We start from the raw sequence: 19,249 nt of genomic DNA on the forward strand, positions 1-19,249 counted from the left end.
TGTTAAAAATTCAAGTTTCAACTAACACTCGGCAATCAAAAAATTGTGACACCCGGAACGCTCCAGATTACAAAGTTAAAGAATACCTTCATCAGCAAAACTATAATAATCATTTTGTGTAATTATCAAATGATCCAAAACTTTTATATCTAGAGCCGCAGCGGCCCTTTTTAATTTCTGTGTAACCTTACGATCTTCCTCACTTGGCCTTAGTGTCCCTGATGGGTGATTATGCGATAAGATTAGCCCTACAGCACCTTGTTCCAAAGCTTGGCGCATGACTATTCTAACATCAACTAAGGTCCCCGTAAGACCGCCTTTGCTTAATTGTGCACTGTACAAAACTTTATTAGCATTACTTAGGTAGAGAATCCAGAATTCTTCGTGTTGCAACTCTCCAATACGTGGTTGCAATATATCAAAGGCATCTTTACTACTATTAATTTTACTTATTTTTTGCGCCTCTTCTCCTCGTCTCCTTCTGCCCATTTCCAAAGCAGCTGCAATGGTTACCGCTTTTGCTTCCCCAATTCCCTTAAAGGTCATTAGTTGTTTTATGGAAAGCTTCCCTAGTTCATTAAGGTTGTTATTGGCAGAAGCTAAAATACGCTTACCCAGTTCCACAGCGCTTTCATCTCTACTGCCTGATCCGATTAGAATTGCAATCAACTCGGCATCCGATAATACGGACCGTCCTTTATGGACTAATTTCTCTCTAGGTTTATCATCATCCGACCAATTTTTAATTGAGAATGAAGTTGGTTTTTCATGCATGTTTTAAATATAATAAACTCTGCTACTATTTGCCTTCTACAAAGGTCTAAATCGTTAAGATTTCATCTTACCACAAATTACTCGGAGCATTAATTTCAAATATACATTACAGCTCTAAAATTTAGTTTAAAGGCTACTTTTACTGAAAAAACCTTGCTTATTGCAAGGCTTTTTCACTTGTTAAATTGTAGTTGGTATTTACTCCACTGGTGTAATTACCTTTTCAATTTCTTCACTACTACTCTTTACTTTTTCCTTTCCTTTCTTAATTACATCCTCAAGTTCATTAAGCTTCTCTTCTGCTTTTCTTATCTTTTCTTCTTTTTTCTCAAGAACTTCTTCGTCAAAAACTTCCTCTTCTCTTTGTTTTTGTACTCTCTCTTTAGCCTCTTTAACTTTAACCCTACCTTTTTTTAAAGTTTCCTCATTTTCATCAAAAGACTTTTCGCTTTTTTCTATTTTCTCTTTTGCCATAGAGGCTCTCATATTTCCGAACTCTTCTCCTGACATTTCCCCTTTATCCCTTCCATAGCCATTGCCCTTATTTCCTTTCTCCCGTTCTTTTTTTAATTTTTTATCACCATTTTCTTCGTTGGAAACTTCTTCTTTAACCTCAAAGTCATCATCACCTAAATCATAATCCTCATCATCACCCTCTTTCTTAATTTTCTCTTTTTTTCCCTTGACCCTATCTTTACTTTTTTCTTTGACTTTTTTGGTCTTATCTTCTATTTCGCCAGCCTTCTCTTGATAATCTTCCACCTCATCTTCAACATCTTTTTTAGTCTTTTTTAACTTCTCTTTCTTACCCTTAACTTTATCTTGCGATTTTCCTTGGGCCTGTATACTAGTCCCTGACATGGCCAATAGAACAACAAACATTGTTATAATCTTATATGTATATTTCATGTGTTTATTTTTTAGTCTAAAGGTTATCTAGTTCTTTAAGTGCAGCTTCTACTTCTTCTGATTTCTTTTCTACCTTATCTATAGTTTCATCAATATCTTGCTCTACAGATTCAATGGCATCAAGAGTATGATCTAATTTTTCTTGTTCTTTTTTATCGTCTCCACAGGAAGCTATACCAGCAAAAAGAATAGACGCCATTACTACTTTAATTGTTTTCATCGGTTTTGTTATGAATGATTAGTCTCCTAAGAACGAACCAATTACACACATATTGCTTTTCTAATAATCCTGAAACCTTGTACGATAGCTATAGCAAAGGTGTAACTCTAGAGAATCATTTAAATAACAATCTCTAAAATGAATAAAATCATTTTAGATATGAACTTTCAAGCAGATTTTTCCCATAAATTACCTGGCCTCAAAGAAGCTAAGTATTAAGTGTAAATAGGGAGATGCCTATACACTAACAGAAAAATAAAGAGTTAACGCAGATTGAAAATAAAATACAGAAAAAATTATATCTACTAAGCTTCAATAATGGACTTGACTGTTACTAAATCCAACCCACCATAATTACCGGAACTCATTAAAAGTAATACAGAGTTGTCATAATCTTGACTAAAGACAAAATCTTTAAAACTCTGCGCATTAGTGTAAATCTTAAGGTCTTTACGTTCAAAAGCTTCCGAAATTTGTTCGGGTGTAACCTCTTTTAGTTTTTTTATGGCCACAGATTCCGGCAAGTAAAAAATAATAGCATCATCTGCAGCATCAAGCGCTCCTTTGTATTCCTTTAAAAACTCAGGATTAAAACTACTGTACGTATGCAATTCCAAACAGGCAATTAGTTTTCTGTTGGCATATTGTTCCTTCACCGCTTTTGTAGTTGCCGCCACTTTACTTGGTGAGTGTGCAAAATCTTTATACGCTACGGAAGTTTCCCCTTCTGCAATTTTCTCCAACCTTTTGGAAGCTCCGGAAAAAGTTGCTATGGCTTCATAAAAATCATCTTCATCTACACCCATATTCTGGCAAATCCATTTAGCACCTGCTAGATTACTCAAATTATGTTTTCCGAAAACCTCAATTGGCATAGGACCTTCTGGGGTTGCCAAAAGGGTGGTTCCATTCTCGATACTATATTCGGGTGTTGTGTAGGGCAATTTTCTAATAGCATTCTCTGAGGCCTCTACTACCCTTTTAACTTCCGGGTCTTCCTCATTATATGTAATGCTTCCACCTTTTACAATACTATCTACAAAGATTTGAAATTGCTCCACGTAATTTTCAAATGTTGGAAATACATTAATATGATCCCAAGCAATACCGCTCAAAAGGGCGATATTTGGTTTGTATAAATGGAATTTAGGTCTACGATCTATTGGGGAAGAAAGATACTCATCTCCCTCTAAGATCATAAAATCGTTATCATCGGTCAAATGAACCATACGTTCAAAACCTTCTAATTGGGCGCCTACCATAAAGTCAACTTCCCTATCATGATAATTCAATACATGAAGAATCATAGAGGTAATCGTAGTCTTTCCATGACTACCACCAATAACAACACGGGTTTTATCCTTGGCCTGCTCATAAAGAAATTCAGGATACGAGTAAATTTTTATACCCAATTCTTGGGCTTTCAATAGTTCGGGATTATCTGCTTTTGCATGCATGCCCAAAATAACTGCATCTAAGTTTTCATTTATCTTTTCTGGATACCAACCAAAATTTTCAGGCAGAAGCCCTTTATGACTTAAACGAGACTTGGAAGGTTCAAAAATAACGTCGTCACTTCCTGAAACGACATCACCTTTATGTGCTAGGGCCAAAGCTAAATTGTGCATGGCACTACCACCAATTGCAATAAAATGAATCTGCATAAACGCTGTATTTGCCACAAATATAGGCATTGATTTGTCGAAAAAAAACATCAAAAAAGGTTGTATACTTCACCTGCCAAATATGATAAACGTTCTATTTTATCGGCAAAATACACACATTAAGAAACCCCTTGCCACGTGTTAGGTAGGATTCACCCTTCAAAAAACTGTTTTGACAACATTTATTCACCTACACTATACCACCAAGTTACATTTGTTTTGTTGCAACATGCATCATGTTCCCTAACATTATAAAATGACCAACCAACCCTACACAAGAAACCTCCTGAAATGGATACTGCCTTTTTGCACTCTCCTGTTCTCAGTAAATGCAATAGCACAATGTGCAGGCACAGACGCTTCCGTTACCGTTTGTTCAAAAGATAACGATGATGCCAACAAGACATTTGATCTATATTCCGAACTGGGCGGTAATCCGGAACTAGGTGGTTCTTGGTCTACCAACGACCCCGCCAATTTTTACGCACTTGATCGTGATACGGGTATAGTCAACCTCTGGGAAGTCAAAAATTCTGGATTACACGAATTTACATACACCAATAATTGTTTGGGTTCAGAGCAGTCTGCAGTGGTAACAGTTACGCTTGGCGGATATCCGGGCGAAGATAATATAGACGGTACCGCAGATGCCTGTGGAGACGACCCAATGGTGAACCTACATGGTTTTATCGGAGATGAAACCGAAGGGAAATTCCAGGATTTTAACGGTACTTGGGAAGCGATAACCCCAGAAGCTATTCCTTTTCTTACGGCAAATTTCTTTAATGCTGAAATGGCCGGCCCAGGAACTTTTGAATTTACACACACTGTGCCTGCCGTTGGCGCTTGCCTTAGCAGACAAGTTACTCTTTTACTGGAAGTACAAAGGCCTGCAAATTCTGGTATTGGCTCCGGTCTAACGGTTTGTACTACAGATGACCTATCTGGATATATAGATTTTGATTTAAATAGCCTTTTAGAGGACGAAGATGTAAATGGCACCTGGTCAGAAGGTGAGGACACGGACCAATTAGCAGACCTTACCGATCACAATATAGATATACAGGCCATAAGAGACCGTCATATCTACGGTACATTCTCTTTTACTTATACCGTATACCCTTCTCATGCGGTTTGCGATATTCATAGAACAAGTGTAGACATTGTGATTCTGCCTGCGTTACATGGTACGATGACGGCACCAAACTTTTGTGAAGGACCCGATAGGTACTTGATTAACATAACCGATTACGATGACACTTTAATTCCTGCCGGAACGTATTCAGCAAGCTATAGAGTAGAATCTTCCAGTGGATCCGAAACAGATTCCTCTCCTCTTATTCTAAGTACGGATGGCACCGGCTCTTTTGAAATTGATGCTTCATTAGTTAAAAAAAATGTGACCACCACATTATCAATAACTTCATTAGGCGAAAAAGTTTGTGCAGACATACAAGTACCGGACATACAATTTATTGTTACGGACCCTCTGGCAAACGTAACGGACGTATGTGAAGGTGAAAATGTTTCAGTAGCATTAAGCGATATTTTTGACCCATCCTTTACTAGGGCAAATGGTACTTATGATGTAAACTACATTATTACGGCACCAAGCGGTACAGAAACGGCCCACATTGCTAACGAAATAACTTTCACCTCTGGCAGTGCCGCATTTATCATACCTGCAGACCAAATAACGGAAACCGGAGAGTATTCTTTCAATTTTGATGTGGAGAATGGATTTCCTATGGAATGTGATGTTACGGATAACGCAATCATTACCGCTATACCAGAAGCTATACAATTGGCAGTTGTAGTAGATAATTCATGTAATGCAACTGGTATTGATGTAAACGTAAGTGCCCCTGTCCTTACGGACGGAGCATATATCGTAACCTACGAGGTGGTATCACAGGAAAGCAATACGGTTCTCATTGATAACACTATCAACTTTACCGGTGGTACCGCAGACTATCAAATTGATGTGGCTACGTTGGAACAAGGCAATTATACCATTACCGTAAAAAGTACTCAGAACGATACTACGCCATGTAGAACGATTTTTGACTTTGAAGTAAACGAAAACTTTGCTATTGAGGGTGTTCCCGCTTTACCCGAAACCGAAGCCGTACAAACCATTTGCCTTGTGAATTTCCCTTCTGAATCGCCTACTCTGCAGGATATTGAAGTAAGTGCCACGGGCGCAATGATGTTTTATGACACAGCCACGGATATGGATATTCTTCCATTAGAAACAGAACTAGTTGACGGCGAAGATTATTTTATATCTAATATAGACCCCAACAACAACTGTGAAGGTTCAGACAGAATTCAGGTTACCATAATTTTATCAGACCCGGAAATGCCTATGCTCTTTGTGGGAAACCCTACTTTTTGCGGTTCTGAAAATCCCATTATAGAGAGTTTGAACATGAGCATAGCCAGCACCCATACGGTAGTCTGGTATGACAGTGAGATAGGAGGCACACTTTTGGATAAGAGTTCCGCGCTGGTAAACGGCAAAAGTTACTTTGCGGCAACCGAAGTTGATGGAAAATGTCAAAGCTCCATACGAACGGAAATCATTCCTACGGTATACCAACTAGAACCCGCAACTTTGGCATTCTCTACTTTAGCGCTTTGCGGATTGGATAATCCTACGATAAAAAATCTTAGAGATGCAGAAAGTAATTCTTCATATGAGGTGCTGTGGTATGACACGCCCGCCAACGGCATTCCTTTAGAGGAAGATGTTCTACTTATTACAGGGACCACCTATTACGCAGAAAGCTTTAATCCAGAAACGGGCTGCATGAATCCTGAGCGAATGGCCATTACCATAGATCTTACAAATTGCGAACCTGAAGAATATGGATTTTTCATTCCTGACGGCTTTTCACCAAACGGTGATGGTAAAAATGACACTTTCTTCATTCCTAATATTGAAATCATCTTTCCTGATTTCACCTTAGAAATTCTAAATAGATATGGAACCAGCCTTTTTAAAGGAGACCGACAAAACCCCGCTTGGTATGGAACTAATGGAAATAGTACCGCTCCAAATGGTGTTTACTTCTATATAATTGATTATAACAAGGAAGGTCATGACCCTACTCAAGGAAGATTATACCTTAACCGCTAAACCATGAAAGAAATAAAACTATTTTTTGTTTTCCTGATGTTCGTGTGTGCTGCGGCCTATGGACAACAAGACCCCCAATACACGCAGTATATGTACAATATGAGCGTTGTGAACCCCGCATATACCACTAACGAAGTAGGTATGCTAAATTTTGGTGCCCTCTATCGATCACAATGGAGAAATGCCGTGGGTAGCCCCAAAACACTTACTTTTTTTGCACATACGCCCATGAGCGATAAAATAGAAGTTGGCCTGTCCTTTATTTCAGATGATATAGGAGACGGCGCTTTAAAGGAAAACAATATCTATGCGGATTTTGCATATATCTTAAAGTTAGACGACAAAAGTAACCTTTCACTAGGTCTAAAAGGTGGTTTCACCTCTTTTGAAACAAATTTTGATGGCTTTATGCTTCCTGAGTTTCAGGACGACCCAGCTTTTAATGAAAATATCAACAGTACATTTCCTAATGTGGGCGTGGGCGCCTTTTATCACAGAGAACACTTCTACGCAGGTGTTTCCGTCCCTAATCTACTTACCACAAAACATTTAGAAAATAAAAATGGCATCAACCGGATTGGTTCAGAGAAAATTCATGTTTTCCTTACTTCTGGATATGTTTATGAACTAAATTCAAATGTAAAACTAAAACCTTCTGTTCTTGCCAAAATGGTGCAAGGCTCACCTTTCACTATAGACGTTTCTTTAAATGCTCTTTTTCTGAATAGGTTTGAAGGCGGCTTATCTTACCGTTTGGAAGATTCTGTGAGCGCCATGTTCAATATAGCCGCAACACCAGCTTTGAGAATAGGCTATGCTTATGACTACACCTTATCCAACTTAAGTACATACAGCTCTGGTTCGCATGAAATATTTGTTCTTTTTAACCTCGATTTACTGGGCCTCGACAAAGGATACGATAAATCACCTAGATTCTACTAAATATGAAAAAACTACTCCTCATATGGTTTGTTCTGGGTATTACGGTGTCCACCTTTGCCCAACAAGAACTGAAACGTGCAGATACGTATTTTGAACGCGCTTACTACAGTGATGCCATTCCGCTCTATGAGCAAATACTACCTAAAAACAAAAGTTCCAAACTCATTAAAAACTTAACGGACAGCTACTATCATACTTTTGATATGAAAGCTGCTGCTCGTTGGTACGAATATTTAATTACCAATTATGCCGACCAAGTTGACGAGAGCTACTATTTTAAGCTGAATCAATCTTTGAAGGCTATTGGCGAATATGAAAAAGCAAAAAAAGTAAGCATCGATTTTTATACTACAAACAATCGGGCAGATAGGGTTATCCAAACTAACAAAGATTTTAAGTACATTGATAACGTTCAGGCAATTGGGGAACGTTTTGAAATCAAAAATCTTAACCTTAACACTACCACTTCAGAATTTGGTGCGGCTCGCATAGATTCTAACTTGGTGTACAGCGCATCCCGTAAAAAGTCAAAAACACTACCCAAACTATATCGTTGGAACAATGAGAATTATCTGGATATCTATTCGCATCCCATTGAAAAAATAGAACAAGGAGATAGTTTAAGCTCATCCATTAGCAGCGTAATCAACTCCAAAATGCATGAAGGTACTTTTGCCATTTCAAAAGATAGAAAAACCATTTATTTTACCCGAAACAGTAAAAAGAAAACGGAAGATGATAAAATCACCAACCTAAAAATTCATCGAGCGGAATTCTTAGATGGTGAATGGAAAAACAGTATGGTACTCCCTTTTAACAGCGATGATTTTTCTACCGAACATCCGGCTTTAAGTCCCGATGGAAAAAAACTCTATTTTGCTTCTGATCGCGAAGGCGGTTTTGGTTCGTTTGACCTATACTTTGTAACCATTCAAAAGGATGGTTTTTTTGGAAATCCTATCAACCTTGGGAAGGAAGTCAATACGGACAAAAAAGAACAGTTTCCTTTCTTAGATGAAAAAGGCAACTTGTATTTTGCTTCAAACGGACATCCCGGTTTTGGCTTGTTAGATATTTTTATTTCAAAAACGGAAAATGGAAAATTTAATACACCAGACAATCTTGGACTACCCGTAAACAGTGGTTATGATGATTTTTCATTGTCTTTGGAGGCTAATTCCAATACCGGGTATTTTTCATCTAATCGCCCAAGCGGAAAAGGGAGTGATGATATTTACTCTTTTACCGAAACTAAACCTCTTATTATAGAGGACTGTAAACAATTCATAGCCGGTATCCTCACGGACAAAACAACAAAACTTCCTTTACCAAATGCCACAATAGAGCTTTTGGATGCAGACGGTAGAAGCCTTGAAAAGGTCAATACCTCAAGTGATGCTTCTTTCAAATTCCAAATTATCTGTTCTAACGAGTATCTTATAAAAGCGAATAAAAGTGGTTATGAAGCTAATTCAAAGACCATAGCTTCGGATACAGAAAGAAACGCAATAAAAGACGGATCGCTTACACTCTTCTCTATTAAAATTCGTGAGCAACAAAAAGCAGACAAACTTCTAGTTGAAAAAGAAGAAGCAGAAAAATTGGCCGTAGCCCAAGCTGAAAAACAAAAAGAACAACAGAAAGCAAACGAGCTTGCCCTCATAAAAAAGGAAAAGGAAATTGCGGCAAAACAAAAAGCTGACCAAGAAAAAGAGGAACGTGAACGTCTTAAAAAAATCAATGATATAATTTCTAAAGAAGAGGCCATAGTAAAAGAAAATGAACGCATAATAATTAAGACCGAAGAAATTCATTTTGACTATAGCCTTTGGTACGTGCGTCGGGAAGCAAGGGAAAGGCTCTCTAAAGTGGTTGCCATTATGAAGCAAAACCCAGGTATGATAATTGAAGTTGGAACACATACTGATATACGCGGTAATGCAGAATATAATCGTGATCTATCACAAAAACGGGCAAATTCCGCTAAAGAGTTTATGGTTAAAAATGGCATAGCAGAAAACCGAATCATCGCCAAAGGATATGGCGAGTCTCAACCCATCGTAAAATGCGAAACTGAGGAGAGCTGCTCTGAAGAAGATCATGAATGGAACAGAAGATGTGAGATGGTGATCGTAAAATGGCAATAGTCCAAGAAAGAAAAGAAGACAAAGCTCTTATATAGGAAAATCAACTATCCAAAACTTGGCCTCAAATCATAAATATGGTTTGGGGCTTTTTCATTTATGACGGTATTCTTTATATATTCGTTAGACTAATTCTGTACAATGAACTTATCAAACATTCTTTCAAAAGAAATAATTCCGGGCTACCATGGTAAACTTGTACATTCAAAAAATATGTCCATCGCTTTTTGGACCGTTGAAGAAGGAGCAGAAGTTCCTGAACACTCGCATTTGAACGAACAGATTATGCATGTGCAAGAAGGCCGTTTTGAGTTCACCCTTAATGGTGAAACGAAAATATATGAAGCGGACGATGTGGTAATCATACCACCCCATATCCCACACAGTGGCAAGGCACTTACACCATGTAAACTTATAGATGTTTTTAGTCCGGTGCGTGAAGAATACAAATAAAAAATTGCAGTATAAACAGCCATAAATCGCATCATATGAACATCTCTCTTAAAGGCAAAAAAGCTTTGGTTGGCGGCAGCTCAGGCGGAATTGGAAAAGCAATAGCACAACAATTGGCAGAAAGCGGTGCCAGTGTAACCCTTATGTCTCATAGTGAAGAAAAACTTAAAAAAATAGTATCGGTTTTACCTACCGGCCATGACCAGAAGCATAATTATCTGGTGGTTGATTTTGCGGACTTTCATGACTACCGCGAAAAAATTTATAAGTACTTCGTTTACAACACTGTTGATATTCTAGTGAACAATACGCAAGGCCCTGCAGCCGGAAGTGCATTAGAAAAGCAGACAGTAGATTATCAAGAAGCCTTTAATCTACTTTTTAAAACCGTAGCGTACACCACGGAACTGGCCCTAAAACATATGAAAGAAAACACATGGGGCAGAATTATTAACGTAGCATCGGTATCCGTAAAAGAGCCTTTATCTTATTTGGCACTTTCCAATACCATTAGAGCTGCTGTGGTTACTTGGGGAAAATCATTGGCGACAGATGTAGGCCCATATCAAATAACAGTAAACAGCATACTAACCGGTTATTTTGATACTGATAGAATTACCCAATTGAACTCAAAAAAAGCCGAACAATTAGGTATTTCTGAAGATGAAGTTTTAGCGGATATGGAGTCCAAAGTGCCGGTGAAACGCATAGGTGATCCAAAAGAATACGGATACCTTGTAGCTTTTCTAGCTTCGGATAACGCGGCCTACATAACCGGTACACAAATTCCGATTGATGGCGGACTCCTTAAAAGTTTATGACACTGTTTCTTAGGATGCCACTATCAGCAACACAATAAGAACAAAAAGTAATACACCGGTAGATTTGAGGGAAGTGGCCCAACCATCAACAAAATTGTTATCCATTATTTAGGTTTTAGTTCATTCAAAAGTAAGCTTGTGAGCTAGGCTTAAATGGTTTTAAAAATCATTATTTTATCTCATACGCCGCTGGCAGAACTTTTAGTATCGGTTAAATCCCATATATTCAAAGAAGCCTATTCCCTAACCGGATAATGCCGTTCACTCATTTATAGTTTTCATTGGCATTGATTTTGCTCAGTTTTGTTCTGTAATTTTATACTATGAAAAGATTTTCGCTTGTATTAATCGTAATACTTTTTTCGCAAATGCTATCAGCCCAAGACAGTGGAGATCCGTATACATCACTTTGGAAAAAAGTGCAGAAACTAGAGAGCGAAGACCTTACCAAGTCCGCCTTGGAGATGGTTGAAACTATTTCGGCGAAAGCGGAAAAAGAGAAAAATTCAGAACAGACCGTCAAAGCATTACTGTTTACCTCAAAGTATATCATGACTTTAGAGGAAGATTCACAACTAACCATCATCAACCGTTTTAAAGCGGAAATTAAAAAAGCGGAAACCCCAACCAAAAACATTCTAGAAAGTTACTTGGCCAATCTATACTGGCAATATTTCCAACAAAACCGATATCAGTTTTACAACCGTACTTCAACGGAAACAAAAGTAGACCATGTTGACTTTCGCACTTGGGACCTCACTACACTTTTCCATGAAATCACACTTCACTTTACGGCATCCCTAGAAAACCCAAAAGAACTTCAAAATACAGATTTAAAAGGGTTTGAAGAGCTATTGAACCAACAAAAGGGTTCTGGCAGCTTCCGCCCTACCCTTTACGATATTTTAGCCCACACGGCACTGCAGTTCTTCAAAAGTGATGAAAGCAATATTACCCGCCCAGCGGATAAATATGAAATCAATGATCCGGAAACTATATGCGAGGCCTACCAGTTTGCACATCATAATTTGAGCACCAAAGACAAAACTTCGTTACAGGCAAGAGCATTGAAAGTATACCAAGAACTCATTCTCTTTCATTTTGGCGAACCTGACTTAAAACCTTTGGTTATGGCCGATATTGAGCGCCTAAACTTTGTCTACCAAAATGGCATTTTTGAAAATAAGGAAACGCTTTACGAGGAGATCTTAAAAAACTCTGCGGAGCAACTAAAGCACCATGAAACCTCTGCTTTGTACCGTTATGAACTAGCGAAGTTATACCATACCCAAGGGCAAGCTTATCAACTTGAAACAAACGAAGAACTGCGTTGGAAAAATAAAGAGGCTATTGCGTTGTGCGATGAAGTAATTGCCAAGTTCCCCGATAGTATGGGCGCCGAGCAGTGTAAATCGCTTAAATCTCAAATCCTGGCTCCAACCTTATCCATGATTACGGAAAAACATCTTCCGGTTAACGAGCCTTCAAAATTATTGGTCAATTATAAAAACCTGACCTCCTTACAATTGTCCGCTTACGAAGTAGACAACAAACAGATTAAGGAATTAAACAGCCTATATCCGCAAAAAGAACAACTGTCCTTTATAAAAAAACTGAAACAAAAAAAGAGTTGGTCCGCTCAACTTCAAAATGAAAAAGACTATCAACAACATGGTATTGAAGTGCTGCTACCTCCTTTGGAAAACGGACAATACATTATTTTGGCTACTCCCGAACAGAAAAGCAAAGATAGTTTTGCTTTTAGTCAAATTCAGGTGACCAATATGGCTTTGATTGAAACCAATGCCCAATCGGAAAAAAAATATCAAGTAATCAATAGAAATTCTGGTAAGCCAATTTCAGGCGCAAGCATGAAATTTACTTATCTCAAGAATTATAGCAAGCCCTATGCTACCAAAACTGAGAAAACAGATAAAATGGGATTTGTAACTCTTCCCTTAACGAATGATAACTGGAACGATGTTTCGGTAGAAATTAATCATAAAGAAGAGAAGGCTTACTTTGGCAATTATTATATAAACAAAAAACCGGAAAAAAGCAGCGTTAACGAGGTAACAAACAAAATTTTTCTCTTTACGGACCGAAGTATTTACCGCCCAGGGCAACCTGTTTACTTTAAAGGTATACTGATAGAAACTTTTGAAGAAAAATCGAAAGTGGTAGCCAATGAAAAGGTGTCGGCAACCTTGTATGATGTTAATGACCAAGAAATAACGGAACTCGAATTTAAAACGAATGAATTCGGTTCTTTCAATGGCGAATTTTTATTGCCTAATTCTGGCCTAACCGGAGATTTTCATATCGAAACCGATGGCATTTCCTTGGATGCCTATAAAACGCATTATTTCTCCGTAGAAGAATACAAACGCCCAAAATTTGAAACCTCTTTTGAACCTGTTACAGAGACTTACAAAGTAAATGACAGTATAAAAGTTACAGGTAGTGCTACTTCTTATGCCGGAAGTAAAATTACCGATGCCAAGGTAAGCTACCGTGTAAAACGGGCCGTATACTTTCCACGCTGGTTTTACTGGCGTATGCCCTATTATAACAGTACTCCCCAAGAAATAGCTCATGGAGAAACTACTACGGATACTTCGGGTAATTATGATTTAAAATTTAAAGCCATACCTGACAACAGTGTCTCCAAAAAGCACCTACCCACTTTTACTTATGAAATTAGTGCAGATGTTACGGACATTAACGGAGAAACGCATAGCACCACTACTTTTGTATCCGTTGGTTATCATGCGCTTACCGCCAATATATCTGTTCCCGAGCAATGGAACAAGGACAAAAATGAAGATAATGTAACCATTTCTACCTCCAATCTTAATGGGCAACCTATATCCGCAAAAGGAACTTTGAAAATGTATAAACTACAAGCTCCAAAGCAGGTGCTGCGTTCTAGGTCCTGGCCGGCCCCTGATTATAAAAATTGGAGCAAAGAAGAATATCAGAATCTTTTTCCACATGAGGCCTATGATAAAGCGGATCAAGCAATACATTGGGCGAAAGGTAAATTGGTGTGGCAAACTGATTTTGACACTAAGAAATCTAGTACGTTCGACATAAAAAACCTAAAAAAATGGGTGTCGGGCAAATATGTTATCGAATTGGAGACCAAGGATAAATTTGGCCAAGTTGTAAAGGAAAAAGCCATAACTACACTTTTCAGTGATTCCGATAAACAATTGGCGGACAACCGCCTATTCGACATTAAAATAGATAAACCTAATTATGAAATTGGTGACAAGGCTGAAATTACGTTATACTCAAACTCACAGGACCTGACCTTAACCATTACTATTGAGAAGGAAGAAGAAATTATTGATATACGTAAGATTCAATTGAACCAAAACTCAAAATCGTTTACAGTCCCGGTTACTGAAAATGATTTAGGTGGATTTGCCATCAATTATACGTTTTCTGCCTATAATTCCTTTCAGTCGGGTACGTTGTCTATTTCTGTGCCTTATCCAGAAAACCGACTTGAAATCGAGACCACTACTTTTAGAGATAAATTACAGCCGGGTACGGAAGAGACTTGGTCGTTCAAACTAAAAGGACCTCAAGGCGAAAAAGTATCTGCCGAACTTTTGGCAAGCATGTACGATGCCTCTTTAGATACTTTTAGACCACACGGATGGAATTTTAATCCGCTTGCGCGAAGCTCCTATTATTCCTCCATTTACGCCAATGCCCATACCAGCTTTGGCACGAATTCATTCCGAACCTATCTGGATACAGACAGATATAGCTACTCACCGCAACAGTACGACTCCTTTAACTGGTTTGGGTTACATTTTGGTTATGGGAACTATTATGGCCGTAGTTTAACAAGAAAAATGTCACGAAGCGAAGCTGCAACTTTAGAGATGATGGATAATGACACCACTCCTTTACAAGAGGTTGTCATCACCTCTTCAATGGCTCCAGAAGAAAATGAAATGGGGTTAACCAATCACAATACCTCAACTAACAAAGCTGAAAACAAAACAGATTTAGAAAAGGTACAAATCCGTACAAACCTTCAGGAAACGGCATTTTTCTTTCCTGAATTACGAACGGATAAAGAAGGAAATGTTTCGTTCAACTTCACCACTCCAGAAGCGCTTACCAAGTGGAAACTACAATTATTGGCCCACACAAAAGACCTGCACAGTTCCGTTAAGAGGTTAGAGACCGTTACGCAAAAAGAACTAATGGTGACGCCAAATGTACCGCGTTTTCTGCGTGAAGGTGATGAAATCAGCATAAGTACTAAAATTGCGAACCTCACGGATAAAAAGCTATCAGGAGAAGCAAAACTTATACTTGTTGATGTACTTTCAGGAAAAGACGTCACCGAACAATTATTGAGTACGAAAGCTCAAAATGAATTCGCGGTAGACTCGTTAGGGAACACTCAGGTTTCATGGCAACTTAAAATTCCAGAAAACCTTCAGGCCGTTCAATATACCGTGATAGCGAAAGCGGGTGATTTTAGCGATGGCGAACAAAGTGTGCTTCCCGTTTTGACCAACCGTATGTTAGTTACGGAAACCTTACCGATGTGGGTACGTAGCAATCAGACCAAAACCTTTGTTTTAGATAAATTGAGGGATAATACCTCAACTACAATACAACATCATAAACTTACTTTGGAAATCACTTCCAACCCAGCTTGGTATGCCGTTCAGGCACTGCCATATTTAATGGAGTATCCGTATGACTGTAACGAGCAAACTTTTGCCCGATACTATGCCAACACTTTGGCAAGCCATATTGCGAATTCAAACAAAAGAATAAAAGCGGTATTTGACCAATGGGCCAGTTCCGATGCGTTACTGAGCAACTTGGAAAAGAATGAAGAACTGAAGTCCCTTTTAATTCAAGAAACCCCATGGTTACGCGATGCGCAATCTGAGACCGAACAGAAAAAACGAATTGCGCTTTTATTCGACCTCAACAAAATGAAAGATACACAGAGCCGTGCACTTGATAAATTGAAGAACAACCAAAAATCATCCGGGGCATGGTCGTGGTTTAGCGGTGGTTCTGACAACCGGTTCATCACCCAACATATTATTGGGGGAATTGGCCATTTAAACAAACTGAACGTAACCTCTGCCACACCCGAAAACCAGTCTAAAGCGGAAGAAATGACCCGAAAGGCCATTGCTTATTTGGATGCCGAATTTGTAGAAGAGTACGAGCAAATGAAGAAATACACTTCCAACATAAATCATGATCATTTAAGCCAGATACAAATTCACTATTTGTACATGCGCAGCTTCTTTACCGATATTAAAACCTCAAAGGAAGTCGATAAAATTAGGGCGTATTATCTTGGGCAAGCCAAAGAATACTGGACTAAGAAAGGGCTTTATTCGAAGGGAATGTTGGCCCTCATCTTAAACAGAAATGGTCACACCGCCACGGCTAATAAAATTCTTAAAGGACTTAAGGAAAACAGTATTATTTCAGAAGAATTAGGAATGTACTGGAAAGAAAACACCGCTTCTTGGTATTGGCACCAAGCACCTATTGAAACACAAGCGCTTTTAATAGAAGCTTTCGGAGAAATCGAAAATGATACAGAAACTATAGATAACCTGAAAATTTGGCTTCTAAAGCACAAACAGACCAACCAATGGTGCACCACCAAAGCTACCTCCGAAGCCGTTTACGCATTGCTCCTACAGGGCAACGACTGGCTTTCCATAACCGATGCCGTTGATGTTAGCGTTGGAGGAAAAGCTATAGATACTGAAAGGTTAGCAAATACTAAAGTGGAAGCAGGAACAGGCTATTTTAAAACTTCGTGGGATACTTCTGATATAGAAAAAAATATGGCTGAAGTTAACCTGACTAAAAAAGGAAACGGAATAGCTTGGGGCGCCCTGTATTGGCAGTATTTTGAAGATTTGGACAAAATAACATCCGCAGAAACACCTTTACAGCTTAAGAAAAAGTTATTCCTGAAAAAGAACACGGATACAGGTGAAAAAATCTCAGAGGTTACCGATGCAACAGTTTTAAAAGTAGGTGATTTGGTGCGTGTACGAATAGAACTTCGTTCTGATCGGGATATGGAATTCGTTCATATGAAAGACATGCGAGCGGCAGGGTTTGAACCTATTAACGTAATCTCCCGCTACAAATGGCAAGATGGTTTGGGGTACTATGAAAGCACCAAAGATGCCAGCACCAATTTCTTTTTCGATTATTTACCGAAAGGAGTTTACGTATTTGAATACGACTTAAGGGTAAACAATGCCGGAGATTTCAGCAATGGAGTTACTACAATCCAAAGCATGTATGCACCAGAGTTTTCTAGTCATTCAGAAGGTGTTCGTGTGGAGGTTGGTGAATAGTAGTTTGTAGTTCAATATAAACTTGCGGATAAATTTACAAACTCATGCGGTCTTTAAAAAGGTAAGATTGTCGCCTAGAAACTTCAACTTCCACTCCGTTTTTCATGGTAAGTTTTAGTTTTCCGTTAAACCATGGCACCACATCTCCAATATAATTGGTATTGATGATTTGTTGTCTATTCGCTCTAAAAAAGTTCTGAGTAGGCAGTTTTTCCTCAACTTGATTTAGGGATTTGTAGAGCATTGGATTTTGGTCTTCAAAAAAAACTCGGGTATAATTACCCACAATATCAAAATGCGAAATATCCCCAATTTTTACTAACCAACATTTCTCTCCGTCTTTAATAAATATCTGGCTGTTTTCAGTCAACCGCTCACTCTTTAGTTCTTCTGGAGCCTTAGTTTTCTCAATTTTACTTTTAACCTTTTCTATCGCCAATGCAAAACGGCTTTCGCTTATTGGTTTTAAAAGATAGTCCAACGCATTATACTCAAAAGATTTTATGGCGTACTCATCATAAGCAGTTGTAAAAACCGTGACAGGAACCTCATCCAGCATCTCCAGCAACTCAAAACCGTCCTTTTCCGGCATATTGATATCCAGTAGCAAGAGATCAGGATTAGTCTTTTTTATTAGCTCTACTCCATTGTCTACATTTTCTGCTTCGCCTATCAAGTCAATTTCAGAATAATCTTTTAACAATTCTTTTAATTCGTTTCTTGCCAGTCTTGAATCTTCAACTATTACCGCTTTAATCTGTTTCATTCTAATGGGATTATTATGCTCGCAACAACCTCTTCTTCTACCTCTTCCAATGAAAAAGTAGCTTTTTTACCATACAAAAGTCTTAATCGTTGCCGAATATTTTTTAACCCTAGTTGCGTAGAGTCCTTCGCTATTTTTAATTTTCCCGTATTGGCTACGGTTATAAATAAATTTTCATTTTCTTTTAAAACTTTCAACGCTATGGTACCTCCTTCTTTGAGATTGGCAATCCCGTGTTTAGCGGCATTCTCTATCAACAACTGAATTATCATGGGAGGTATTGGAATCTGTAATGTTTCATCATCTATTTCTTCTACATATTGCAACCGATCTTCCATTTGTATTTTTGAAAGTGCAATATAGTTTTCTACCATCTCCAACTCTTCACGTAATGGAATAGCATCTACAGTGTTTTTGGCAAACGCATATTCCAACATTTCCGATAGTTTGGAAATCATTTCTTGAGATTTGCCCACATCTTCAAGCATCAATCCGCGAATATTGTTTATACTATTAAACAAAAAATGCGGATTTATTTGTCCTTTAAGAGTATTCAATTGTGCCTCATTTAAGGTAGTTATAAGCTCGATCCGCTCTATTTTTTGCCGATTAAGCCCCACAAAAATTTTAATTAAAAGATACAGTATGACCCAGAAAACCAACAAAAAAAATATAATAACAAAGGAAGACAAAAATGCCCATTCTTCCGATTCCTTCTCATTAACCGTTGTTTCAACTTCAAAAAAGTCAGTCAAGTAATTTAGCCCATAAAAAACGAGAGAGGCTGCAATTAAAGCCGAAAAAAGTTTTATAAAATCAAAAAATGTAAAAGGTAAGTATGAAAAGTTACTCTTATTTAATAAATATCTTAAAAAAGAAGTAGCTACAACAACAACCAAAACTCCTGTTAAGACATCATAAACGATTTTAGATAGTGATTCTTTATCCCCAAAAAATTGAAGTGAAATAACAAACAGGCTCCATCCAAAACATTGTAAAACCCAAAAAATATTCTTCGATAAAAATCTCTTCAT

Annotated in this window: 12 protein-coding genes; 6 read left to right on the plus strand and 6 right to left on the minus strand. The window is 38.1% G+C overall.

All coding sequences use genetic code 11. From position 1 onward, the window contains the following. Positions 1-75: 75 nt before the first annotated feature. The 4 genes from radC to KO521_RS12635 all read right to left on the minus strand — a co-directional run bounded on the left by radC (position 76) and on the right by KO521_RS12635 (position 3,567). Positions 76-774, minus strand: a complete 699-nt coding sequence (gene radC, locus KO521_RS12620; protein ID WP_215940266.1) for a RadC family protein — start codon at positions 772-774, stop codon at positions 76-78. Positions 775-972: 198 nt separating this feature from the next. Beyond that, a complete protein-coding gene (locus KO521_RS12625) occupies positions 973-1,683 on the minus strand; it encodes a hypothetical protein (protein WP_215940267.1) in 711 nt (236 codons plus the stop codon). Between the two features lie 16 nt (positions 1,684-1,699). Further along, positions 1,700-1,903: a hypothetical protein gene (locus tag KO521_RS12630; RefSeq protein WP_215940268.1), complete on the minus strand. Its 204-nt coding sequence runs from the start codon at positions 1,901-1,903 to the stop codon at positions 1,700-1,702. 305 nt (positions 1,904-2,208) lie between these two features. Next, the gene (locus tag KO521_RS12635) at positions 2,209-3,567 is read right to left on the minus strand and encodes a UDP-N-acetylmuramate--L-alanine ligase (RefSeq protein ID WP_215940269.1); all 1,359 of its coding nucleotides are present in this window, start codon (positions 3,565-3,567) and stop codon (positions 2,209-2,211) included. A 256-nt stretch (positions 3,568-3,823) separates the two neighbouring features. On the opposite strand from KO521_RS12635, the gene KO521_RS12640 reads away from it, so the two are divergent. From KO521_RS12640 to KO521_RS12665, 6 genes are all read left to right on the plus strand, one after another. After that, positions 3,824-6,709 (plus strand): gliding motility-associated C-terminal domain-containing protein, encoded by a 2,886-nt coding sequence (locus KO521_RS12640; protein ID WP_215940270.1) that lies wholly within the window; start codon positions 3,824-3,826, stop codon positions 6,707-6,709. A gap of 3 nt (positions 6,710-6,712) precedes the next feature. Next, on the plus strand, positions 6,713-7,651 hold the full coding sequence (locus KO521_RS12645; RefSeq protein ID WP_215940271.1) for a PorP/SprF family type IX secretion system membrane protein: 939 nt from the start codon (positions 6,713-6,715) through the stop codon (positions 7,649-7,651). A 2-nt stretch (positions 7,652-7,653) separates the two neighbouring features. Beyond that, entirely contained in the window at positions 7,654-9,798 is a 2,145-nt protein-coding gene (locus KO521_RS12650) for an OmpA family protein (RefSeq protein WP_215940272.1), read from the plus strand. A gap of 138 nt (positions 9,799-9,936) precedes the next feature. Then, a complete protein-coding gene (locus tag KO521_RS12655; RefSeq protein WP_215940273.1) occupies positions 9,937-10,248 on the plus strand; it encodes a cupin domain-containing protein in 312 nt (103 codons plus the stop codon). A 35-nt stretch (positions 10,249-10,283) separates the two neighbouring features. Then, positions 10,284-11,069, plus strand: coding sequence for an SDR family oxidoreductase (locus KO521_RS12660; RefSeq protein ID WP_215940274.1), 786 nt, complete (start codon positions 10,284-10,286; stop codon positions 11,067-11,069). A gap of 323 nt (positions 11,070-11,392) precedes the next feature. Further along, the gene (locus tag KO521_RS12665) at positions 11,393-17,449 is read left to right on the plus strand and encodes an alpha-2-macroglobulin family protein (RefSeq protein ID WP_215940275.1); all 6,057 of its coding nucleotides are present in this window, start codon (positions 11,393-11,395) and stop codon (positions 17,447-17,449) included. 34 nt (positions 17,450-17,483) lie between these two features. On the opposite strand, the gene KO521_RS12670 is transcribed toward KO521_RS12665, so the two are convergent. Continuing rightward, entirely contained in the window at positions 17,484-18,215 is a 732-nt protein-coding gene (locus KO521_RS12670) for a LytR/AlgR family response regulator transcription factor (protein WP_215940276.1), read from the minus strand. Continuing rightward, a complete protein-coding gene (locus KO521_RS12675) occupies positions 18,212-19,249 on the minus strand; it encodes a sensor histidine kinase (protein ID WP_215940277.1) in 1,038 nt (345 codons plus the stop codon). The genes KO521_RS12670 and KO521_RS12675 overlap by 4 nt, the downstream gene beginning before the upstream one ends.

Source organism: Zobellia uliginosa (genome assembly GCF_018860745.1).
GTDB lineage: Bacteria > Bacteroidota > Bacteroidia > Flavobacteriales > Flavobacteriaceae > Zobellia > Zobellia uliginosa_B.